At 41.3% G+C, this 20133-nt stretch carries 11 protein-coding genes; all 11 read left to right on the forward strand.

Going from position 1 to position 20133, the window contains the following annotated elements:
• Positions 1-8 precede the first annotated feature (8 nt).
• The 11 genes from LPB86_RS10675 to LPB86_RS10725 all read left to right on the forward strand — a co-directional run bounded on the left by LPB86_RS10675 (position 9) and on the right by LPB86_RS10725 (position 20122).
• On the forward strand, positions 9-1631 hold the full coding sequence (locus LPB86_RS10675; protein WP_230643476.1) for a RagB/SusD family nutrient uptake outer membrane protein: 1623 nt from the start codon (positions 9-11) through the stop codon (positions 1629-1631).
• A 29-nt stretch (positions 1632-1660) separates the two neighbouring features.
• On the forward strand, positions 1661-2689 hold the full coding sequence (locus LPB86_RS10680) for a glycoside hydrolase family 18 (protein WP_230643479.1): 1029 nt from the start codon (positions 1661-1663) through the stop codon (positions 2687-2689).
• Between the two features lie 29 nt (positions 2690-2718).
• The gene (locus LPB86_RS10685) at positions 2719-3882 is read left to right on the forward strand and encodes a DUF1735 and LamG domain-containing protein (RefSeq protein ID WP_230643481.1); all 1164 of its coding nucleotides are present in this window, start codon (positions 2719-2721) and stop codon (positions 3880-3882) included.
• A 14-nt stretch (positions 3883-3896) separates the two neighbouring features.
• The gene (locus LPB86_RS10690; RefSeq protein WP_230643484.1) at positions 3897-4895 is read left to right on the forward strand and encodes a BT_3987 domain-containing protein; all 999 of its coding nucleotides are present in this window, start codon (positions 3897-3899) and stop codon (positions 4893-4895) included.
• Between the two features lie 108 nt (positions 4896-5003).
• Positions 5004-6467 carry an alpha-L-fucosidase gene (locus LPB86_RS10695; protein ID WP_230643486.1) on the forward strand — a complete coding sequence of 488 codons (1464 nt, stop codon included), beginning with the start codon at positions 5004-5006 and terminating at the stop codon, positions 6465-6467.
• An 11-nt stretch (positions 6468-6478) separates the two neighbouring features.
• A complete protein-coding gene (locus LPB86_RS10700; RefSeq protein ID WP_230643489.1) occupies positions 6479-9664 on the forward strand; it encodes a glycoside hydrolase family 2 TIM barrel-domain containing protein in 3186 nt (1061 codons plus the stop codon).
• Positions 9665-9684: 20 nt separating this feature from the next.
• On the forward strand, positions 9685-11319 hold the full coding sequence (locus LPB86_RS10705; protein WP_230643492.1) for a beta-N-acetylhexosaminidase: 1635 nt from the start codon (positions 9685-9687) through the stop codon (positions 11317-11319).
• Positions 11316-13601, forward strand: coding sequence for a GH92 family glycosyl hydrolase (locus LPB86_RS10710; RefSeq protein WP_230643495.1), 2286 nt, complete (start codon positions 11316-11318; stop codon positions 13599-13601). Before LPB86_RS10705 ends, LPB86_RS10710 begins: the two co-directional genes overlap by 4 nt.
• 132 nt (positions 13602-13733) lie before the next feature.
• Positions 13734-16304, forward strand: a complete 2571-nt coding sequence (locus LPB86_RS10715; protein WP_230643497.1) for a glycoside hydrolase family 2 TIM barrel-domain containing protein — start codon at positions 13734-13736, stop codon at positions 16302-16304.
• Positions 16305-16314: 10 nt separating this feature from the next.
• Entirely contained in the window at positions 16315-17739 is a 1425-nt protein-coding gene (locus tag LPB86_RS10720) for a glycoside hydrolase family 125 protein (protein ID WP_230643500.1), read from the forward strand.
• Positions 17729-20122, forward strand: a complete 2394-nt coding sequence (locus LPB86_RS10725) for a glycoside hydrolase family 3 N-terminal domain-containing protein (RefSeq protein ID WP_230643503.1) — start codon at positions 17729-17731, stop codon at positions 20120-20122. Before LPB86_RS10720 ends, LPB86_RS10725 begins: the two co-directional genes overlap by 11 nt.
• Positions 20123-20133: the final 11 nt, after the last annotated feature.

Genomic DNA, 20133 nt, shown 5'->3' on the forward strand with positions numbered 1-20133 from the left:
AACACCAGATGATGAAGATATATAAATTTTTCTCTGTGAAAAAATCAACAATATGCCTAACCCTACTGGCGTTACTGGGCAGTAGTTGTACCAAGAATTACGAAGAATATAATACCAACCAGCATCAGGCTACTGCGGAAATGCTGGATCGCGATAACCTCCTTGTAGGCTCATTTTTTGTGCAAATGCAAAAAAATGTATTCCCTATTGCACAGCAGCCATTTTTTGGTGATGAAGTATACCAAACCATGCAAAACCTTGCAGGTGATGTATACTCTGGCTATATGGGAGCAACTAATAACTGGTTTTCAGGCTCTAACAATACCACTTATGATTTGATCCCACAATGGTATGGACAGGCCTTTAGTCGGTCTTATCTTTCCGTGATGAATCCATGGAATACAATTAAAAATGAAACTCAAACAGCTATTCCGCAAGTATTTGCAATTGCGACTATTGTAAAAGTAGAAGCCTTACATCGTACTACGGATATGTATGGCCCAATACCTTATGTTAATTTTGGTTCTGGAAGTTCGCAAATTAAATACGACAGTCAGCGGGATGTTTATTATAAATTCTTTGAAGAATTGAATTCCGCGATTGCAGTGCTTACTGAATTTAGTACTAAAAATCCTGGTGCTACAGCTCTTGCTAAATTTGACTATATCTACGGTGGTAATGTAACTAAATGGATTAAGTTTGCCAACTCCCTTAAGCTTCGTTTAGCCATGCGTATTGTATATGCAGACCCTGCAAAAGCAAAAACAGAAGCAGAATCAGCAGTGGCCCACCCTGTCGGAGTATTTACATTAGCAGCAGATATTGCTGCGCTGAACCGCGCTTCAGATTTCACTTACAACCACCCGCTGTATATTATTAGTGCCAATTTTAAAGACATTAGAATGGGTGCAAACATGCATTCTTTTATGAATGGATATGCGGATCCAAGAGCTCCTTTTAATTTCAAATTGCCGAGTACAGGAACTACGTATCGTGGAATAAGAAATGGTATTACTATTTCCAACAAAGCTACTTATGCTGAAGGTGCTTATTCTGACCTTAATATATCGGCGAACTCAGCCATAGTTTGGATGAATCCAGCCGAAGTTTACTTTTTGCGTGCTGAAGGCGCTTTACGAGGCTGGGCTATGGGTGGAACTGCGCAAACCATGTATGAAACAGGAATACGCACATCCTTCACGCTTACAGGTGCAGCTGGTGCGGATACTTATCTTGCCAATTCAACACTTTTACCGGCAGCTTATACTGATGCAGCCAATAGTGGTAACAATGTAACCTTAACCAACGCGGCAATGAGTAAAGCTACTATTCAATGGAATGCTACAGCAACTTTTGAAACTAGCCTGGAAAAGATCATAACACAAAAATGGATTGCGATGTATCCCGATGGGCAGGAAGCCTGGACTGAATTTAGACGCACAGGATACCCTAAAATATTTCCGGTAGTGGTAAATAACAGCAGAGGGTTGATAAATACAACTACCCAAATTCGCAGATTGCCATTTCCAGCTACTGAGTACCAAACTAATGGTGCCAACGTAGCCGCCGCCACAGCTCTTTTAGGCGGAGCAGATAATGGTGGAACGAAACTTTGGTGGGACAAAAAATAATCTGGTTAAATAACTAAATCATAAATACGATGAAAACGAAATTATTTAAACTATTGCTGATTTGCTGCGCTGCCTTTTTGATGAGCTGCGAAAAGCAAAATACGCCCAAGGCTTTAAATCTTTTGAAGCCATATACCTATAGTGAACAATATTACACCAATTTGCGGGCATACAAGAAATCTAAACATCAGGTTTTTTATGGTTGGTTCGCTGCTTACGCAAATAAGGAAGGTGTGACCGCTGAATATAAAAAATCAGCTTCATGGGGCGAACACTTTGCTGGATTGCCTGACAGTCTTGATTTCTGCAGTCTTTGGATGGGTATTCCCTCATTAAGAGAAAACGATAAGCTGTCCACATATAATCCCATCGCCTATAATGAGATGCGTGAGGTTATGGTTAAAAAAGGTACCAAAATGCTGATCCCTGAAATTACCAGGATCGCAAAATATCCACAGTTCGAAAAAAATGATGCTGGAATTCAAATGTATGCTGATTACCTGGTTAATATGGTATTTGAGTACGATTTGGATGGTCTGGATTTGGATTATGAGCCTGAAGGTGATTGGATACAAGGAGCAAATTTTTTGAAAATGGTGGAGATTATAGGGAAATCGATCGGCCCAAAATCATCCCGACCAGACAAATATTTAATTATTGATTATTATACCCAACTCCCTGTAGCTGGAGTAGAGCCATATATTAATTATCTGGTAAATCAATCCTATACGCAAGGAACTACCAGTAGTTCTGCTACGTTTTTGCAAGGTAGGTACAACTCTGTAGCCAGCTGGTGTCCTACAAGTAAGTTTATCGTAACAGAGAATTTTGGTGACTGGTATGCTAACGGAGGTTCGCCTTTTACAGAAGCGGATGGAAATACCTTAACTACCGGGGGGAGACGCATGTACTCCTTGGAAGGTATGGCAAGATGGAATCCTACGCAAGGTAAAAAGGCAGGTTTTGGTGCTTTTTATTTTGACCGGGACTACAATAGTGGAGATCCATACAGTACTGTACGCCGGAGCATACAAATTGCTAATCCTGCTGTGCGTTAATATTGGTTTAATCATTTAAATAAAGGAATATGAAAACATTAAAATACAATTCCCGCCTGTTTGCAGTGGCGTTGATTTGCACCATTGCAACGGTGTTCTCTGCCTGTGAAAAAAGTTTGAGTTATAAAGATGCAATCTTAATTACTGGAACGCAGGAGAATAAAATGGTAAAGTTTATTGTAGAAGGAGTACCCTCTAGTTATGCTGTAACGGCAACTGCGACAGAAAAGGTGCCCAATGACGTTACGGTTTCTTTTGAAGTCGATACCAATCTGGTAGCTGAATACAGTAAAGAGATGGCTGCAAAGTATTATGCCCCCCCAACTGGAAGTTATGAAATGGTTGGCGGTGATGTAACTATTAAAGCAGGAAGCAACATTTCAGATGCTGTAACAGTTTATATGCGTTCTATTGCTAATTTTGTAGAGGGTAGAACCTATGTCCTTCCAGTAAAAATTAAAAGTGTAACGGGGTCATTAGAAGTATTGGATGCCTCTCGTGTGATTTATCTAAAAATCGCAAGGGTTTTAGATTTCAAATCTATTGATATCTCTGCACCTGCTTTTTACTACACGTATCCATTCACTACTCCAGTAACTAACATTTCTAAATATACTTTTGAAATTAAATGTTTCATAGATGCCTTTCACGGAACCGCTGATATCAGCCGTTTGTGTAATTGGGGGCCGATTGATGAATCTTTACCTAACCTATTACGCTTTGGTGAAGCAGGAAGTAAAATTAATCAACTTCAATGGGTATCTGCTGAGGGTAGTATGTTCTCTAAAACCGAGTTTACCACTAAGACCTGGTATACCATTTCCTGTGTTTACGACGGCGTGACGTATAAAATGTATGTGAACGGAAAACTCGATGGCAGCTTTAGCGGCGGTGGGAAGGTGTACCAGTTTGCGATGCTGGAATTGGGTATGTCGTATGCTGGTTACCAAACTTCGCAACGCTTTTTAGGACGTGTAGCAGAAATCCGTTTCTGGGATAGGGCACTTTCTGTAACCGAAATTAACGAAGGCATCTGTAACGTGGATGCAGCAGCTAATGGTTTGGTGTCCTACTGGAAAATGAATGAAGGCTCTGGTAATATTTTCTATGACCGTACGGGAAAAGGAAGAAACATGACCTGGCCTAAAACTACGTTATGGAATGCCAGTACGGAAAACAAATGTGTTCAATAAATAAAGATATGAAGATGAAAAGTTTAACAGTTTTCAGAAATAAATGTATTCTACTGGTAGCAGCTACGGTTTTTCTGTTCAGTGCTTGCAAAAAGAAAGAAACGTTTACGTTCAATGGCGATGATAAAAACCGTGTATTTTTTAATGTAGAGAATAATACATTTAAAGGGTACAATAGCTTTGCTTTCTCAGTGATACAATTCGGTTCAGGCCCTTCAGGTGCAGACATTAAGGCCTCTTTTCCTGCACGTATTACGCAAGAGTCGGAAGAGGATGTTAAAGTAACGTATGGAGTGGATAATAGTAAAATTGCCGCCTATAATGCTGCCAACAATACAAGTTATGTAGCCGTCCCTGATGGTATGGTAACACTAGGGGCTGATTTGACAATTCCCAAAGGTGCACTGATTTCTTCCACTAACCTTGATTTTTCAATTCCCAGGGATAAGATGTCTTTGCTTACTGCTCCCGGTTATTTAATCCCGCTGCAAATTAAATCTGTAACAGGTGCAAATACAGAAGTGAGTTCAAATGCAAGTACAGTATATGTAGTTGTTACAGCTGTAGTAACTAATGAGTTTGAAAGAACAAATTGGACTATCCATTCGTTCAGCACGCAGGAAGCTACGGGTGAGGGTGCAAATAATGGAAGAGCAGTTTTTTTACTTGACAATGTTCTCAGTACATTTTGGACCAGTCAGTGGAATGGATCTGAACCTGCACCTCCACACTTTGTAGCTTTTGATATGAAAGCTACCTTGAGCTTATCTGGTTTATACATTACTGGCAGACAAGTTACTTCGGTAAGTGGGCCACCAAAAACCATTGTAGTAGAGGTCAGTAATGATGGAACAACCTGGCAAAATGCAGGAACGTATGAATTGGCATTGGTTCAAACCAGGCAGACCGTAGCGTTTCCACAAAAATACAGTGCTCGTTATTTTAAAGTAACTGTTACTGTAGTTTATGGGACTTCAAGAAGTACTTACCTATCGGAAGTTTCAGCGTATTAACCTTAAAACATTTGCCCTTATTTAGGCAAATACATTCAATTTGGTAGAGGGTATTCGGGGGGATACCCTCTCCATTTTGTTAATTTACAACCTAACCAACCAATACTGATGCTGAATTTTAAGAGAACGATGCTGTGCAGTCTTTTTTTACTTCAATTTACCCTCGCCTTTGCGCAGCTGGTTGAAAAAAGAAGTTATGCTAAAATAGCTGCTGGTGATTCTGAAGCCGATATCATCCGCAAGGCCGCAAATATCCGTCCATCTGCAAGACAATTGCGCTGGCAAAAACTAGAACTAACTGCCTTTTTGCATTTTGGCATCAATACATTTACCGGAAGAGAGTGGGGGGATGGAACAGAAAGCCCGGCTATATTTAATCCAACAGAACTTGATGCCAGGCAATGGGTACGTACCTGTAAAGAAGCTGGTTTTAAACAGGTAATTTTAACAGCTAAACACCATGATGGCTTTTGCCTTTGGCCAAGTAAATACACACAACATTCTGTAAAAAGCAGTCCCTGGAGAAATGGTGCCGGAGATGTGGTAAAAGAAGTGGCAGACGCTTGTCATGAATATGGTATAGGTTTCGGCATTTACCTGTCACCCTGGGATCGCAATAGCAGCTATTTCGGAACACCAGCTTATAATGACTATTTTATCCATCAACTCACAGAATTACTTACCCAATATGGAAAAGTAGATGAGCTTTGGTTTGATGGAGCAAATGGAGAAGGACCTGGAGGGAAAAAGCAGGTCTATGAATTTAACCGCTGGTATGCTTTAATTCGCAAACTACAACCCTCTGCCGTTATTGCGGTAATGGGGCCAGACGTACGTTGGGTAGGTACAGAGTCAGGGTATGGCAGGGAAACAGAGTGGAGCGTAGTACCAGGAGATGCCTTGATTCAAGATCAGATTGCTGCAGCCTCGCAAAAAACAACCGGGTTTGCCCCCATGAATATGATGGAGGATGACCTTGGCAGCCTGGAAAAAATTACAAGGTCCAAAAGTTTGGTTTGGTATCCTGCAGAGATAGACGTTTCTATACGTCCGGGCTGGTTTTATCACCAGGAAGAAGATAGCAAAGTGAAAAGCACCGCAACGCTTATGGACATTTATTACAGTTCTGTAGGTAGAAATGGTGTACTGCTCCTCAATATGCCGCCAGATAAAAGAGGACTCCTGACAGATTATGATGTTAAAGCGCTTATGGACTTTAAAGATCAGCGAGATAAAGTCTTTTCCAATAATTTAGTTAAAGCAGCAAAAGTAGTTACTAAACGTAATAAAGATACAACCACGATGCTGCTAACGCTTCCAGAAAAAGCAGCTTTTAACTTGCTTGTAGTACAGGAAAAACTGGAAAAAGGACAACGTGTAGCACAATTCGAATTGGAATACATGGAAAATGGTTCATGGAAATCTGCTACTAAAGGTACCACTATAGGTAGCAAAAGAATCCTGAATTTCACAGCAGTAACAGCAAAAGAGCTCCGCCTAACCGTTAGTAAATCCCGATTAAAGCCTGTAATTTCGGAAATAGGACTTTACTTTCAACAACCAAACCCATAAAAAGACACAATATGAGATATTTGTACTTTATAAAGTTTGCTTTTTTATCCTCATTAATCGTGTTTGCAAAAGGCCTTTTTGCACAGGAACTGCCCTATGAATTGCTTGCCACGGATGTGGTGGCTGTGAACAGACAACCAATGAAGGCAAGCGCTTTCGCTTACGAAAATAAAGCCTTGGCCACACAGCGTAGTAAAGAAAAATCAGCTTATTTTCTGTCATTAAATGGCAACTGGAAGTTCAACTGGGTAAAAGACCCCCGACAGCGTCCGCTCAATTTTTTTAAAAATGATTTTAACGATAGTAAATGGGACAATTTTAAAGTCCCTGCAAATTGGGAGCTTCATGGTTATGGTACGCCTATTTACATTAATACTTCCTATGAATTTACCGGACACGCAAAAAAAGGCGCTCAATTAAATCCACCTTATGATATCCCGGTAGACAATAATCCAGTTGGCTCTTATCGTAAAAAAGTGGTAATCCCTGAAAGCTGGGATGGCCGTCAGGTTTTTATTCATTTGGGAGCAGTAAAATCTGCGTTTTTTATTTGGGTAAATGGGCAGAAGGTAGGCTATAGTGAAGACAGTAAACTTGAAGCGGAGTTTGACTTGACTAAATATCTAAAAAAAGGAGAAAACCTAATTGCCTTGCAAGTATACCGCTGGAGCGATGGGAGTTATTTAGAATGTCAGGATATGTGGCGCATTTCTGGAATAGAGCGTGATGTATATTTGTATGCAACACCAAAGCTGGATCTTAGGGATTTTAAAGCAATAGCCACACTAGACAAATCCTATAAAAATGGATTACTCGACATACAAGCGGAAATTGCCAATTATAAAGTCGATCAATCCGGCTTTCATAGTATTCCAGATACCTTTTCAGTAGAGATGGAACTGCTTAATGCCGAAGGTCAGCAGGTAATGTTTCAAAAAACCAAAACCGTTCACAGCGTTCTGGGGAACTACAATACCAAAGTTCATTTTAAAGGAGCAGTTGCAGATGTAAAAACCTGGTCGGCAGAAACGCCATACCGCTATACTTTATTCCTTACATTAAAAGATAAATCAGGTAAACTTTTACAGGTTGTTCCGCAGCAGTTGGGTTTTAGATCTGTGGAAATAAAAGACCGGAACTTTTTGGTGAATGGTAAACGAATTTTTCTAAAAGGCGTAAACAGGCACGAACATCATCCAAAAAATGGGCATGTGTTAGCTAAAGAGGATATGCTTAAGGATGTGGAGATGATGAAAAAACTGAACATCAATGCAGTTCGTCAATCACATTACCCGCCTGATCCTTACTGGCTTGAACTCTGCGACCAATACGGCTTATACGTTGTTGACGAAGCAAACATTGAATCACACGGCCGGGGATATGAAATTCCTTATACCCTTGGGAATGATAAAAATTGGCTCCATGCACATATGGAGCGCATTACCAGAATGTACGAGCGCGATAAAAACTACACCAGCATCATTACCTGGTCGCTGGGAAACGAAGCTGGAAATGGCGTAAATTTCTATGAAGGGTATGAATGGATGAAAAAACATGACTTGCGCCCTGTTCAATATGAACGTGCCGAATCTGATTTTAACACCGATTTGATGGTACCCCAATACCCAGCGCCTTCTTCTATGATTGCCTACTCAAAAGGAAATCCCGATAAAGTGATGATCATGAGTGAATATGCCCACATTATGGGGAATGGTCTTGGTAACTTTAAAGAATACTGGGATGCGATCCGTAAGTACCCTTATTTGCAGGGCGGTTTTATTTGGGAATGGGTAGATCAATCCATTGACACGGTGAAGAATGGTAAAAGGATATTAGCTTACGGTGGTGATTTTCCTTTGGAAGGTCCTGCTGACAATAACTTTAGTGATAACAATTTTTGTGTTAAAGGCGTAGTAACTGCCTATCGGGAGCTTACTCCAATGGCTATAGAAGTAAAGAAAGTTTTGCAGCCTGTCCAGTCCGTCTTAAAAAAGGGCTACCTGCTTGAAGTAAAAAACGAATACTTTTTTAGAAACCTGGATAACGTAAAACTCGTATGGGAACTAATGGAAGAAGGGAAATTAATAAAAAAAGGGAGCATAAGTAAGCTAGAAGTTCTGCCTGGTGATGTTCAACAGTTCCGGCTTCCGATAACAACGTCTTTTGCTAATCGTAAGTCTTACTTCTTAAATATTCATTATACTTTAAAGAAGGCTGAACCATTTTTAGCACCAGGTTATGAAATAGCTTATGAACAATTTCCATTAAACGAGATCTCTGCAAAAACCGATACACCTCTAACATACGCGCACTTAAAGTCCTTAAAAACAAAAGAAAAACTCAGCATTAGCGGTAAAAACTTCAGGGTGGAATTTGACTTAAATGCTGCGGTACTGAGCAGTTATACTTTTGATGGCGAAACGTTAATCCAGAATGGCCCGCATCCGGATTTCTGGAGAGCACCCACTGATAATGATATTGGTTCTGGCTTTAACAAGTCCATGAGGATGTGGCGCAATGCATACAACCTTGGTAAAGCCATTGATGTGAAATTTTCTGAACTAGAGACAGGGCTGTTCGAAGTCGTATTTAAAAAGGAACTTGTTAACGGAGATGCAATCGCCGAACAAACATTTTTAATTTATGGTGATGGAAGTATTCGGGTAAATAATAAGTTCACACCCATTAAGGGGGACTATCAATTACTGATGCGTATCGGCAATAACTTGGCCATGAGCAAAAATTTAAACCAAATTCAGTGGTACGGCCGTGGGCCGGGAGAAAACTATTGGGACAGGAAGTCGGCTACTCTTGTAGGATTGTATACCGGGCAGGTAAAGGATCAGTACATTCCATATGCCCGTCCCCAGGAAAGTGGCAACAAAACAGATGTACGCTGGGTAAGCTTTGCAGATAAAAAGGGCAAGGGCCTGAAAATAGAGTATACAGATAGCTTACTTAATTTTTCTGCAATTCCTTATAGCCTTGATGATTTAGACCCCGAACAAGATAAAAAACAGTACCATTCTGGAGAATTAGTGGCAAGAGATCAGATTTATGTACATTTAGATTTGCAACAAACAGGTTTGCAGGGAATTGATAGCTGGGGCGCCTGGCCATTAAAAGAGTATATGGTGCCTTACCAACCCAGTACCTATAGTTACCAGATTAGACCTTTGACCAAAAAAAATAAATAACCAACCTAAAATAACCTTATATGTTTAAAAGAACAATGTTGCTTGTTTCGCTCCTGGTTTATGCCTGCAGTGGTTTTTCACAAATTAATATCATTCCAAAGCCGGTAAGTTTAATCGTGCCTAAGGGAAATCAGGTTTTAAAAATTGATAAAAATACAGGCGTTCTGATAAAAGACCCTTCGCTTAAAAACTCAGCCGATTTCTTAAATTCTTATTTGACTGACTTTTACAACTTCAAACTTAATGAAACTTCAGGGCAAGGTCTTATTACGCTAAGCCTTAAGGCAGGTAAAAATAAAACGAAAGGAGCCTATCAGCTTACCGTCAATAAAAAAGGAGTGCTTATAGAAGGCTCAGATGCTTCCGGCGTTTTTTATGGAGTACAATCACTGATACAGCTGTTGCCAACGGATCAGGGAGTTGCTTTAGCTATTCCCTACGTGTCTGTAACCGATGCACCACGTTTTGCTTATAGAAGCATGCACCTGGATGTCGCCAGACATTTTTTTCCAGTGTCCTTTGTGAAAAAATATATCGATTACCTGGCACTTCACAAGATGAACAATTTCCACTGGCACCTTACAGACGACCAGGGTTGGAGAATTGAGATTAAAAAATATCCCAAATTAACCCAGTTGGGTTCCTATAGAAACGGAACCATAACAGGTCATTTTCCTGGAAAAGGAAACGATTACCTGCAATACTCCGGTTATTATACACAAGAAGAAATCAAAGATGTAGTGGCTTATGCAAGCAAAAGGTACATCAATGTAATTCCCGAAATAGAGATGCCGGGCCATGCATCGGCAGCAATCGCGGCCTATCCAGAATTGAGTTGCTTTCCTGAAGAACCTACACGCTTCCCTGATTCTACAATTTGGTCGGGCCCGGTAATTGGCAAACACGTACAACAGACCTGGGGTGTTTTTGATGATGTATTTGCACCTACAGAAACTACTTTCACCTTTTTACAAAATGTAATTGACGAAGTACTGCCCCTGTTCCCCTCCAAACTTATCCACATAGGTGGAGATGAATGTCCTAAAGACAACTGGAAGCGTTCCCCATTTTGTCGGCAATTGATGAAAGAAAAGGGTTTAAAAGATGAGCACGAACTTCAAAGCTATTTTATTCAGCGTATGGAGAAATACATCAATGGAAAAGGCCGGACCATTATTGGATGGGACGAGATTTTAGAAGGTGGTTTAGCACCAAATGCAGTGGTCATGAGCTGGAGAGGTGAAGAAGGAGGAATTGCGGCTGCAAAACAAAAACACCAGGTGATCATGACACCCGGAAGTCACGTGTATTTTGACCACTCGCAAGTTAAAAAGAACGACTCCTTGACTATAGGCGGCTACACTCCATTAAGTAAAGTTTATGCTTATGAACCCGTTCCAAAAGAACTAAATACAGAAGAAGCGAAGTACGTACTTGGTGCCCAGGCTAACGTATGGACAGAATATATCAACTCTCCATCTAAAATACAGTACCAGATTTTTCCAAGAATCACAGCCTTAAGTGAAGTTTTATGGAGTACTAAAAATTCAAGGGACTGGAAAGATTTTGAAAGCAGACTGGTTGCTCAAGTAGAACGGTATAAACTTTGGAAAGTAAGCTATGGTACATTGATCGCTGAAGACGGGAAAAAATGATCAAAGAAAAAGTACTTATAATGCTGGTGATATTCTTTCCTGTGTATGGAAAGCTATGCGCCCAGCTTACACACCAAAATAAAAAAGCCATGTTAAAAGATGGCTTAACCCAATATGTAAATCCCTATATAGGAACAGGTTTTCATGGGCATGTTTTTTTAGGTGCAAATGTCCCATTCGGTGCGGTACAGCTTGGTCCTGTAAATCTATCAACAGGATGGGACTGGTGTTCGGGATACCACTACAGCGATTCTACCATCACCGGTTTTTCTCATACGCATTTAAGCGGTACCGGAATTGGTGATCTCGGTGATATTTCCGTGATGCCGGTGCTTGGTGACGTGCAACTGCGTAAAGGAAACCTTAGTAATGAAAAAAGCGGTTATTATTCATTATTTACACATCAGGACGAAGTTACCAAACCTGGATATTATAGCGTAAAACTAAAACGTTATGGAATTAAAGCAGAACTTACCGCAAGTAAAAGGGTTGGTTTCCATCAATATACATTCCCTGCTGGTAAAAGTTCTAAAATCATTATTGACCTTCAACCCGGAATAGGCTGGGACCAGGCAACAGAAACCTGCCTATACCAGGAAAACGAAAATACAGTCTCTGGTTATCGCTATTCAATGGGTTGGGCCAAAGACCAGCGAATCTATTTCACAGCCGTATTCTCCAAACCCATCAGGGATTTTTCACTTTACGATAGTATATCCGTTAAGGAAGGTAAACAGTTGAAGGGCTTATTTGTAAAAGGAGTGGCAACCTTTGATACCCGGGCAGGTGAAAAAATTAGTTTAAAAGTTGCCATTTCTCCGGTAAGCGTAGAAAATGCAAAGTTGAACATGAAAGCAGAAATGCCTGGCTGGGATTTTTCAAAACAGGTAGAGCGGGCAAACGAAGCCTGGAACAACGAACTTGGCAGAATTGCAATAAAGACAATTGATGCGCAAAGAAAGCGTGTTTTTTATACTGCATTGTATCATACCATGATTGCGCCCTCCGTATTTAACGACGTAAATGGTGATTATTTAGGGACAGATAAAAAGGTATATAAAAATGCTGCTTTTACAAATTACACTACTTTTTCGTTGTGGGATACCTACAGGGCCGCACATCCATTGATGACCTTGATCAACCCCGAAAAAACAAGTGATCTTATAAATACGATGCTGGCCATCTATCAGCAGCAAGGTAAGCTCCCGGTATGGCATTTAATGGCCAATGAAACAGATTGCATGGTAGGTAATCCTGCTTTGCCAGTCATTGCCGACGCCTATTTAAAAGGAATTAAAGGATTTGATAAAGATTTGGCCTATCAGGCTATGAAAATAACAGGGATGCGTGATGAACGGGGGCTGTACTATATTAAAAAGTATGGCTATCTGCCGGCAGACAGCCTGGTAGAAAATGTAGCCATAGGACTTGAATTTGCTATTGCAGACTGGTCGGTTGCCCAGGTTGCTAAAAAACGTGGGGCAAACGCCGATTATATATACTGGAGTAATCGCGGACAAAATTACCGGAATTACTTTGATAAAAACACCAGGTTTATGAGGGGAAGGGTGGCCGATAAGAGTTGGAGAACTCCATTTAATCCCATTTCTGCTATTCACCAAAAGGATGATTTTACAGAAGGCAATGCATGGCAGTATACCTGGCTCGTACCTCATGATGTAGAAGGTTTGATCGGTTTAATGGGGGGAGAACAGCAGTTTGAAACCAAATTAGATTCTTTATTTACGGTTAAAGATGAACTGGGAGTCATAAAATCTAATGATATATCTGGATTAATAGGTCAGTATGCTCATGGAAACGAGCCTAGTCACCATATTGCTTACCTCTACGGTTATTTAGGAAAGCCGGCAAAAGCTGCTGATAAAGTGAGGTTTATCATGGATAACCTATACACAGATAAAGCTGATGGTTTAAGTGGTAACGAGGATGTGGGCCAGATGTCTGCCTGGTATATCTTTTCGGCGCTGGGTTTTTATCCTGTTAACCCGGCCAATGGACTTTACGTATTTGGAAGCCCTGTTGTAGATGATGCGATTTTAGATGTTGGAGCAGGTAAAACTTTCCATATTTCAGTAAAAAACAATACCAAAACCAACAAGTACATCCAATCTATCCAGCTTAATGGTAAGCCGTATACAAAGGCCTATATTCAACATAGCGACTTTGTAAAGGGTGGAGAAATGATCATCCTGATGGGTTCAAAACCGGCTGCCACCTGGGGTACCCTGCAAAAAGACCGGGCGTATTCTGTTGCAAACTAATTCAAATAAAAGATGCTTAAAACCTTATATAAAAGTCTGAAATTCTTCTTTTTTATACTGCTGCTGTTGGTTACATGCTGCTCAGCACTCATTGCACAAGATCAGTATGAGTTAAACTCCGGCTGGCTGTGTATGCCTATAAGGAAAGTCAAATCCCAGGGAACCGTGATTTCCAATCCATCCTTCACATTGGAAGGTTGGAAAAAGGCAGTTGTTCCAGGAACGGTATTAACCACAATGCTCAACAATAAAGAAGTGCCCGATCCATTTTTTGGCATGAACAATAAGCTGATTCCAGATATTTACAACACTGGGAGAGATTATTATACCTATTGGTTTGTTAAAGATTTTAAAGAACCAGTTCCCAGGGCCGATGGACAAGTATGGCTGAAGTTTAGGGGCATCAATTACAGTTGTGATATTTTTGTAAACGGAAAGAAAGTAAATCAAACGCCTTTTAAAGGGATGTATCTGCGTAAAGCTTTTAACATTACAACCTTATTGGCAAAAAGTGGAATAAACAGGCTTGCTGTTATTGTCTATCCTCCTGATGCCGTGGGAAATCCTAATGGCGGTCAGGGTGGTGATGGTACCATTGCAAAAGGTGTAGGCCATCAGTATACTGCGGGTTGGGATTGGATTCGCCCCATAAGGGATAGAAATACAGGAATTTGGGATAAAGTATTTATTGTCCATACTGGTAAGGTCAGCCTCGGGAATCCCCATGTGGTTACCCTCGTTCCCGGAAAGAGAAGCCCGGACAGCCCCCAAGAACCAGCAATTGTTAAAGTTTCGGCAGAATTGAAAAACACGAGTGCAAAAGAAGTCATCGGTACTTTGATGTATACCCTTGCTGGCCAAAAGGTAATCCAGTCTGTTTCTCTAAAGCCCAACAGCGTTTCAGAGGTCAAACTCCCAGACTTTGTACTAAAGAATCCGAAACTATGGTGGCCTGCAGGTTATGGCAAACAGGATTTGTACAATTTAAAACTAAGCTTTCTCGAAAAAGGCACGGAGCTTTGTGACAGTCAGACAGTCAGTGTTGGTGTCCGTGAAATCCAGACCAAATGGAATGCAATTACCAGCAGCAAGGAAGTTGCCGTAAACGGTCAGCGGATCTTTATTAAAGGGGGAAATTGGATCATTTCTGATGCCATGCTCCGTTTTACCGATGCACGTTATGATGCCGAGATCCGCTACCACAGGGATATGAATTTAAACCTGATCAGGATTTGGGGAGGTGCGCTGATAGAACGGCCTGAATTTTACAAGGCTTGTGATAAATATGGTATGTTGGTGTTTCAGGATTTCTGGATGTCTGGCGACTGTAATGGACGTTGGGTAGACCCCCTCAAACTGGAAGATCAATGGACAAGAAGGAAGTATCCGGATGACCATCACTTATTTTTGGAATCAGCAGCGGACATGATTAAAATGGTAAGAAACCATCCTTCACTGGCAATCTGGTGCGGAGGAAATGAAATTACCCCACCTGATGATATATTAATACCATTGCGTGACTCTATTTTACCTGCGCTGGATGGCACAAGATGGTTTATGGACCATTCCAATTCAGACGAGATGTCTAAAAATACTTTGGGAGGCAATGGTGACGGACCCTATACCATTCAAAACGTGTCTACCTTTTGGCAAACCCGTACTTTTCCTTTTAATTCAGAAGTTGGTTCTGTTGGGGTAGGAGACATCGAATCCCTGGAGCGTTTTATTCCAAAAGAAAATTTAAAAGCACCTGAATATATCTGGCCAGAGAAGCGAGGGACTAGAGGTGTTTCTGAGCAAGTGGACTCAGTTTGGGATTACCACAATTACCTTGGCGTAGGTTATGAGCAACACATTTTACCTTATGGTAAACCAGTTGATGCTGCCGATTTCGCTAAAAAAGCGCAACTGGTCAATTACGATCAGTACAGGGGATTGATAGAAGGATTTTCTGCCCACATGTGGGATTGGTATACGGGTGTGATTATTTGGAAAACACAGAATCCATGGACATCCATGCGCGGACAGATGTATGATTACTACCTTGATCCAAATGCTTGTTTATTTGGTCTCCGGTCAGGCAGCGAAATGCTTCATGTGATGTACAATCCAATAGATGGAATGGTAACGCTGGTAAATAATGATTTTGAGCCGAAACGGAACCTCATGCTGGTGGCCCGGTCTTTCGATATGGCTGGTCATGTTACCCCTTTGGATCAGATTTTCTGTTACCTGGAACCTTCTGATACTAAAAAAATAAGTTCACTAAAGAAGAAAGTTGATGAACTGTCTGCTAAAAATGGGTCTTTCCTTTCCCTCCAACTTTTAGACGAGCGGAAGCAAGTTTTGAGCAATAATTTTTATTGGATGCCCGATAGTAAAGGAATTTATTCGGGCTTAAATGAATTAAAATCCAGTCCCCTTAAAGCCCGTGCAAAACAGCTTAGACCAGGAAAAATTGAGGTAGTTCTTTTTAACCCATCAAATGGGTCTGTAAGTTTCTTTAACCACATTTCCCTAATAAATGCAGCTACAAATAAGCGCATCTTACCCGTGTTTTATGATGATAATTATTTTTCTATCCTGCCAGGAGCGGAGAAAAAGATAATTATAGACTATGCACCCGAGGCAGATGGAAAAATGCCCTTGCTTAAGATTACAAACTATGCTGGCCTGGAGCAAAACCTTCAGATTAATCCTTAAAAGAAGAAAGATGAATAGAAAAGATTTTATTGTAAAAACAGGTTTGCTATCTGCAGGAGTACTAATAAGTAAGGAAATGCAAGCATTTTCATTGGATTATCCGGTGGTGAGGATTCCAATGAATAAAAGGAAATTCAGTAGTTTCGCAGTAGAAAAGGCCATTTCAAAATTCCAAAAAAAAGTAAGCGATAAAGAACTCGGCTGGTTATTTAACAATTGTCTGCCCAATACATTGGACACCACCGTAACCTTTAATATAGAAAATGGTAAACCAGATACGTATGTAATCACAGGCGATATTGACGCAATGTGGTTAAGGGATAGCTCTGCACAGGTTTGGCCTTATCTTTCCTTCATGAAAGAAGATCCGAAGCTGCAACAGCTGATAGCGGGCGTAATCAACAGGCAAACTTCTTATGTGCTTAGAGATCCTTATGCCAACGCATTTTACAATACAGCTGATCAAAAAAGTGAATGGGAAAGTGACCATACGCAAATGCTTCCTGGCATCCATGAGCGTAAATGGGAAATTGATTCGCTGTGTTACACCATGAGACTGGCTTATAACTACTGGAAAATCACAAAAGACAATAGCCCATTTGATGCAGAATGGAAAAGTGCCGTAAAGCTAATTCTTTCTACATTTAAAGAGCAGCAAAGGAAAACAGGTCTTGGCCCGTATAAATTTCAGCGGGATACGCCGAAACCAACAGACAGTTTGCCAATGGCTGGATATGGTTTTCCAATTAAGCCAAATGGACTGATCTGCTCAATGTTCCGTCCAAGTGATGATGCTACAATTTTCCCTTTTTTAATTCCATCTAATTTATTTGCCCTAGTTAGCCTTCGTCAGGTTTCTGAAATGGTAATAGCACTTGATAAAGATGAAGCATTGGCTACAGAATTAACAGCACTGGCCAAAGAGGTGGAAATAGCTATACAGCAACATGCCGTAGTTACACATCCGGTCTATGGCAAAATCTATGCTTTTGAAGTAGATGGTTTTGGAAATGTAAACCTGATGGACGATGCCAATGTACCCAGCTTGTTGGCTTTGCCCTATTTAAATGCAGTAGATGTTAATGATCCAGTATATCAAAATACCAGGAAATTTGTGCTTTCTACAAACAATCCATTTTTCTATAAAGGGAAAACTACAGAAGGCATTGGTGGTCCGCATGTAGAACAACAAGATATGATCTGGCCCCTGAGCATCATAGCAAGGGGCCTAACGAGCATCGATGATCAGGAAATAAAGCAATGTATTAAATGGCTGAAAAAGAGTCATGCCGGTACTGGTTTTATGCATGAATCATTTAAAATGGACCATCCTGAAACTTTTACACGTTCCTGGTTTGCCTGGGCCAATACCATATTCGGTGAATTTTTATGGGAGATATTTTTAACCAAACCAGCCTTGTTAAATGATTTATAATTTTAGGTTTTATACCCTGGCGATCCTGCTGGCGCTATTTTTATGCTTGTTTTGTTTGATTACTTCCGCTCAGGAAATTACCCCGCTTTATAAAAATCCGAAGGCTCCGGTTATAGAACGGGTCAATGACCTGATTGGAAGGATGACACTCGAAGAAAAGGTAGGTCAATTGTCTGCCTTGCTGGGTTGGGAAATGTACGAGAAGCAGGGTACTAGGATTACAGCTTCAGCTAAGTTCAAAGCCGCCATAGCCACGCAGCACATTGGAATGCTTTGGGCTACTTTAAGGGCTGACCCCTGGACAAAAAAGACTTTGCTGAATGGATTAGATCCGTATCATGCTGCCGTAGCCACCAACGCTTTGCAGAAATGGAATATGGAACATAGCCGACTGCAAATCCCCGTGTTTATTGCCGAAGAGTGCCCTCATGGACACATGGCTATTGGGACCACGGTTTTCCCCACTGCTATTGGGCAAAGTAGCACCTGGAATCCTGAACTTATCGAATCAATGGCAAAGGTTATTGCCAAAGAGGCAAGGTTACAGGGCGGCCATATCGGTTACGGGCCGGTACTGGATCTGGCAAGGGAACTTCGCTGGTCGAGGGTAGAAGAAACCTATGGTGAAGATCCTTATTTAAACGGCAGGATGGGTGTAGCGATGGTCAAAGGCTTTCAGGGAAGTAACCTGAAAAGCGGTATCAATGTGATTTCTACTTTAAAACATTTTACCGCCTACGGCGTACCTGAAGGGGGACATAACGGTGGTTTTGTGGACCTGGGTCAACGTGCTTTGTTTCAGAATTACCTGCCGCCATTTAAAGCAGCGGTAAAAGCGGGGGCATTGTCTGTAATGACAGCTTATAATTCCATAGACGGCATTCCCTGCAGCAGCAATTCTTTTCTGTTGAATATGACTTTACGAAACCAGTGGGGCTTTAAAGGTTTTGTCATTTCAGACCTGAACAGCATTGGCGCTTTGACAGGTGTAGATCAGGTTGCTGCAAATGAAGTAGAAGCCGCTGCGGTATCCATTAATTCGGGTTTGGATAGCGATTTAGGGGGACTGATTTTTTCTGCGCCTTTATTGGATGCGGTAAAACAAGGACTTGTAAAAATGGAAAGGGTTGATGAAGCGGTTGCCCGGGTGCTGAGGCAGAAATTCGACATGGGCTTATTTGAAGATCCTTATGTACAGCCGTCACTGGCCAAAAAAGAGGTGAGGAACCAGGATGCTGTTTCATTGGCTAAGCAGGTGGCGCTGGAGTCTATCATTTTGTTGAAAAATGAAAATGGCTTACTGCCACTTCAAAAATCTATTAAAAACATTGCTGTTATTGGTCCTAATGCGGATAATATGTACAACCAGTTGGGCGATTATACGGCTCCGCAGGAAGTAAATAATGTAGTTACGGTTTTGCAGGGCCTCAAAAATAAGCTACCTGGTGCAAGGGTAAATTATGTGAAAGGTTGTGCCATTAGAGATACGGTTTCGGTTGATATTGAGGCTGCGGTGCGTGCTGCAAGTCAATCTGATGTTGCCATTGTGGTGCTTGGCGGTTCCAGTGCAAGGGATTTTAAAACGGAATACTTAGCCACAGGTGCTGCAACAGTGGGCAAGAATGCAGTGAGTGATATGGAAAGCGGGGAGGGTTTTGACCGCCAAACACTGGACTTAATGGGCAAGCAGCTGGCCTTGCTGCAGGCTGTGGTTAAAACGGGTAAACCAGTGGTGTTGGTGCTGATAGAAGGGCGGCCTTTAAACCTGAATTGGCCTGCAGTACATGTACCTGCGATATTGAACGCCTGGTATCCAGGCCAGCAGGGGGGAGCAGCCATAGCGGATGTGTTATTTGGAGATTACAATCCTGCGGGACGCCTACCTGTTTCAATTCCTAAATCTGTAGGGCAGCTTCCTGTGTATTACAGCCAGCAGAAATCATCCAGGCATGATTATGTAGAAGGGAACGCATCGCCTTTGTACAGCTTTGGCTTTGGTTTAAGTTACACAGCTTTTGACTATGCTAAACTCACACTGAATAAAGTTGAGGACAAGGATGGGCTTGCAGTTACAGTAGGATGCTACGTAAAAAATGTAGGTTCTCAGGATGGTGAGGAAGTTGTGCAATTGTATGTGGAAGATATGCTCAGTTCTGTAGTGGTTCCGGTGAAGCAGCTTCGTGCATTTCAGCGCATACCGCTTAAAGCAGGCGAAGAAAAGTATATAGCATTTAAACTGTCCGCTGAAGATTTTACTCTGTTTGATGCGGCTTACCAGCAGGTTGCCGAAAAAGGCGAGTTCAGAATTACTATGGGTGCAGATTCTGGCAGTCCGAAGTTGAGTGCTAAGGTGGTATTGGAGCAGTCGCATAAAATCCTTTAAAACCAATTGCA

It is taken from the genome of Pedobacter sp. MC2016-14, assembly GCF_020991475.1.
GTDB lineage: Bacteria > Bacteroidota > Bacteroidia > Sphingobacteriales > Sphingobacteriaceae > Pedobacter.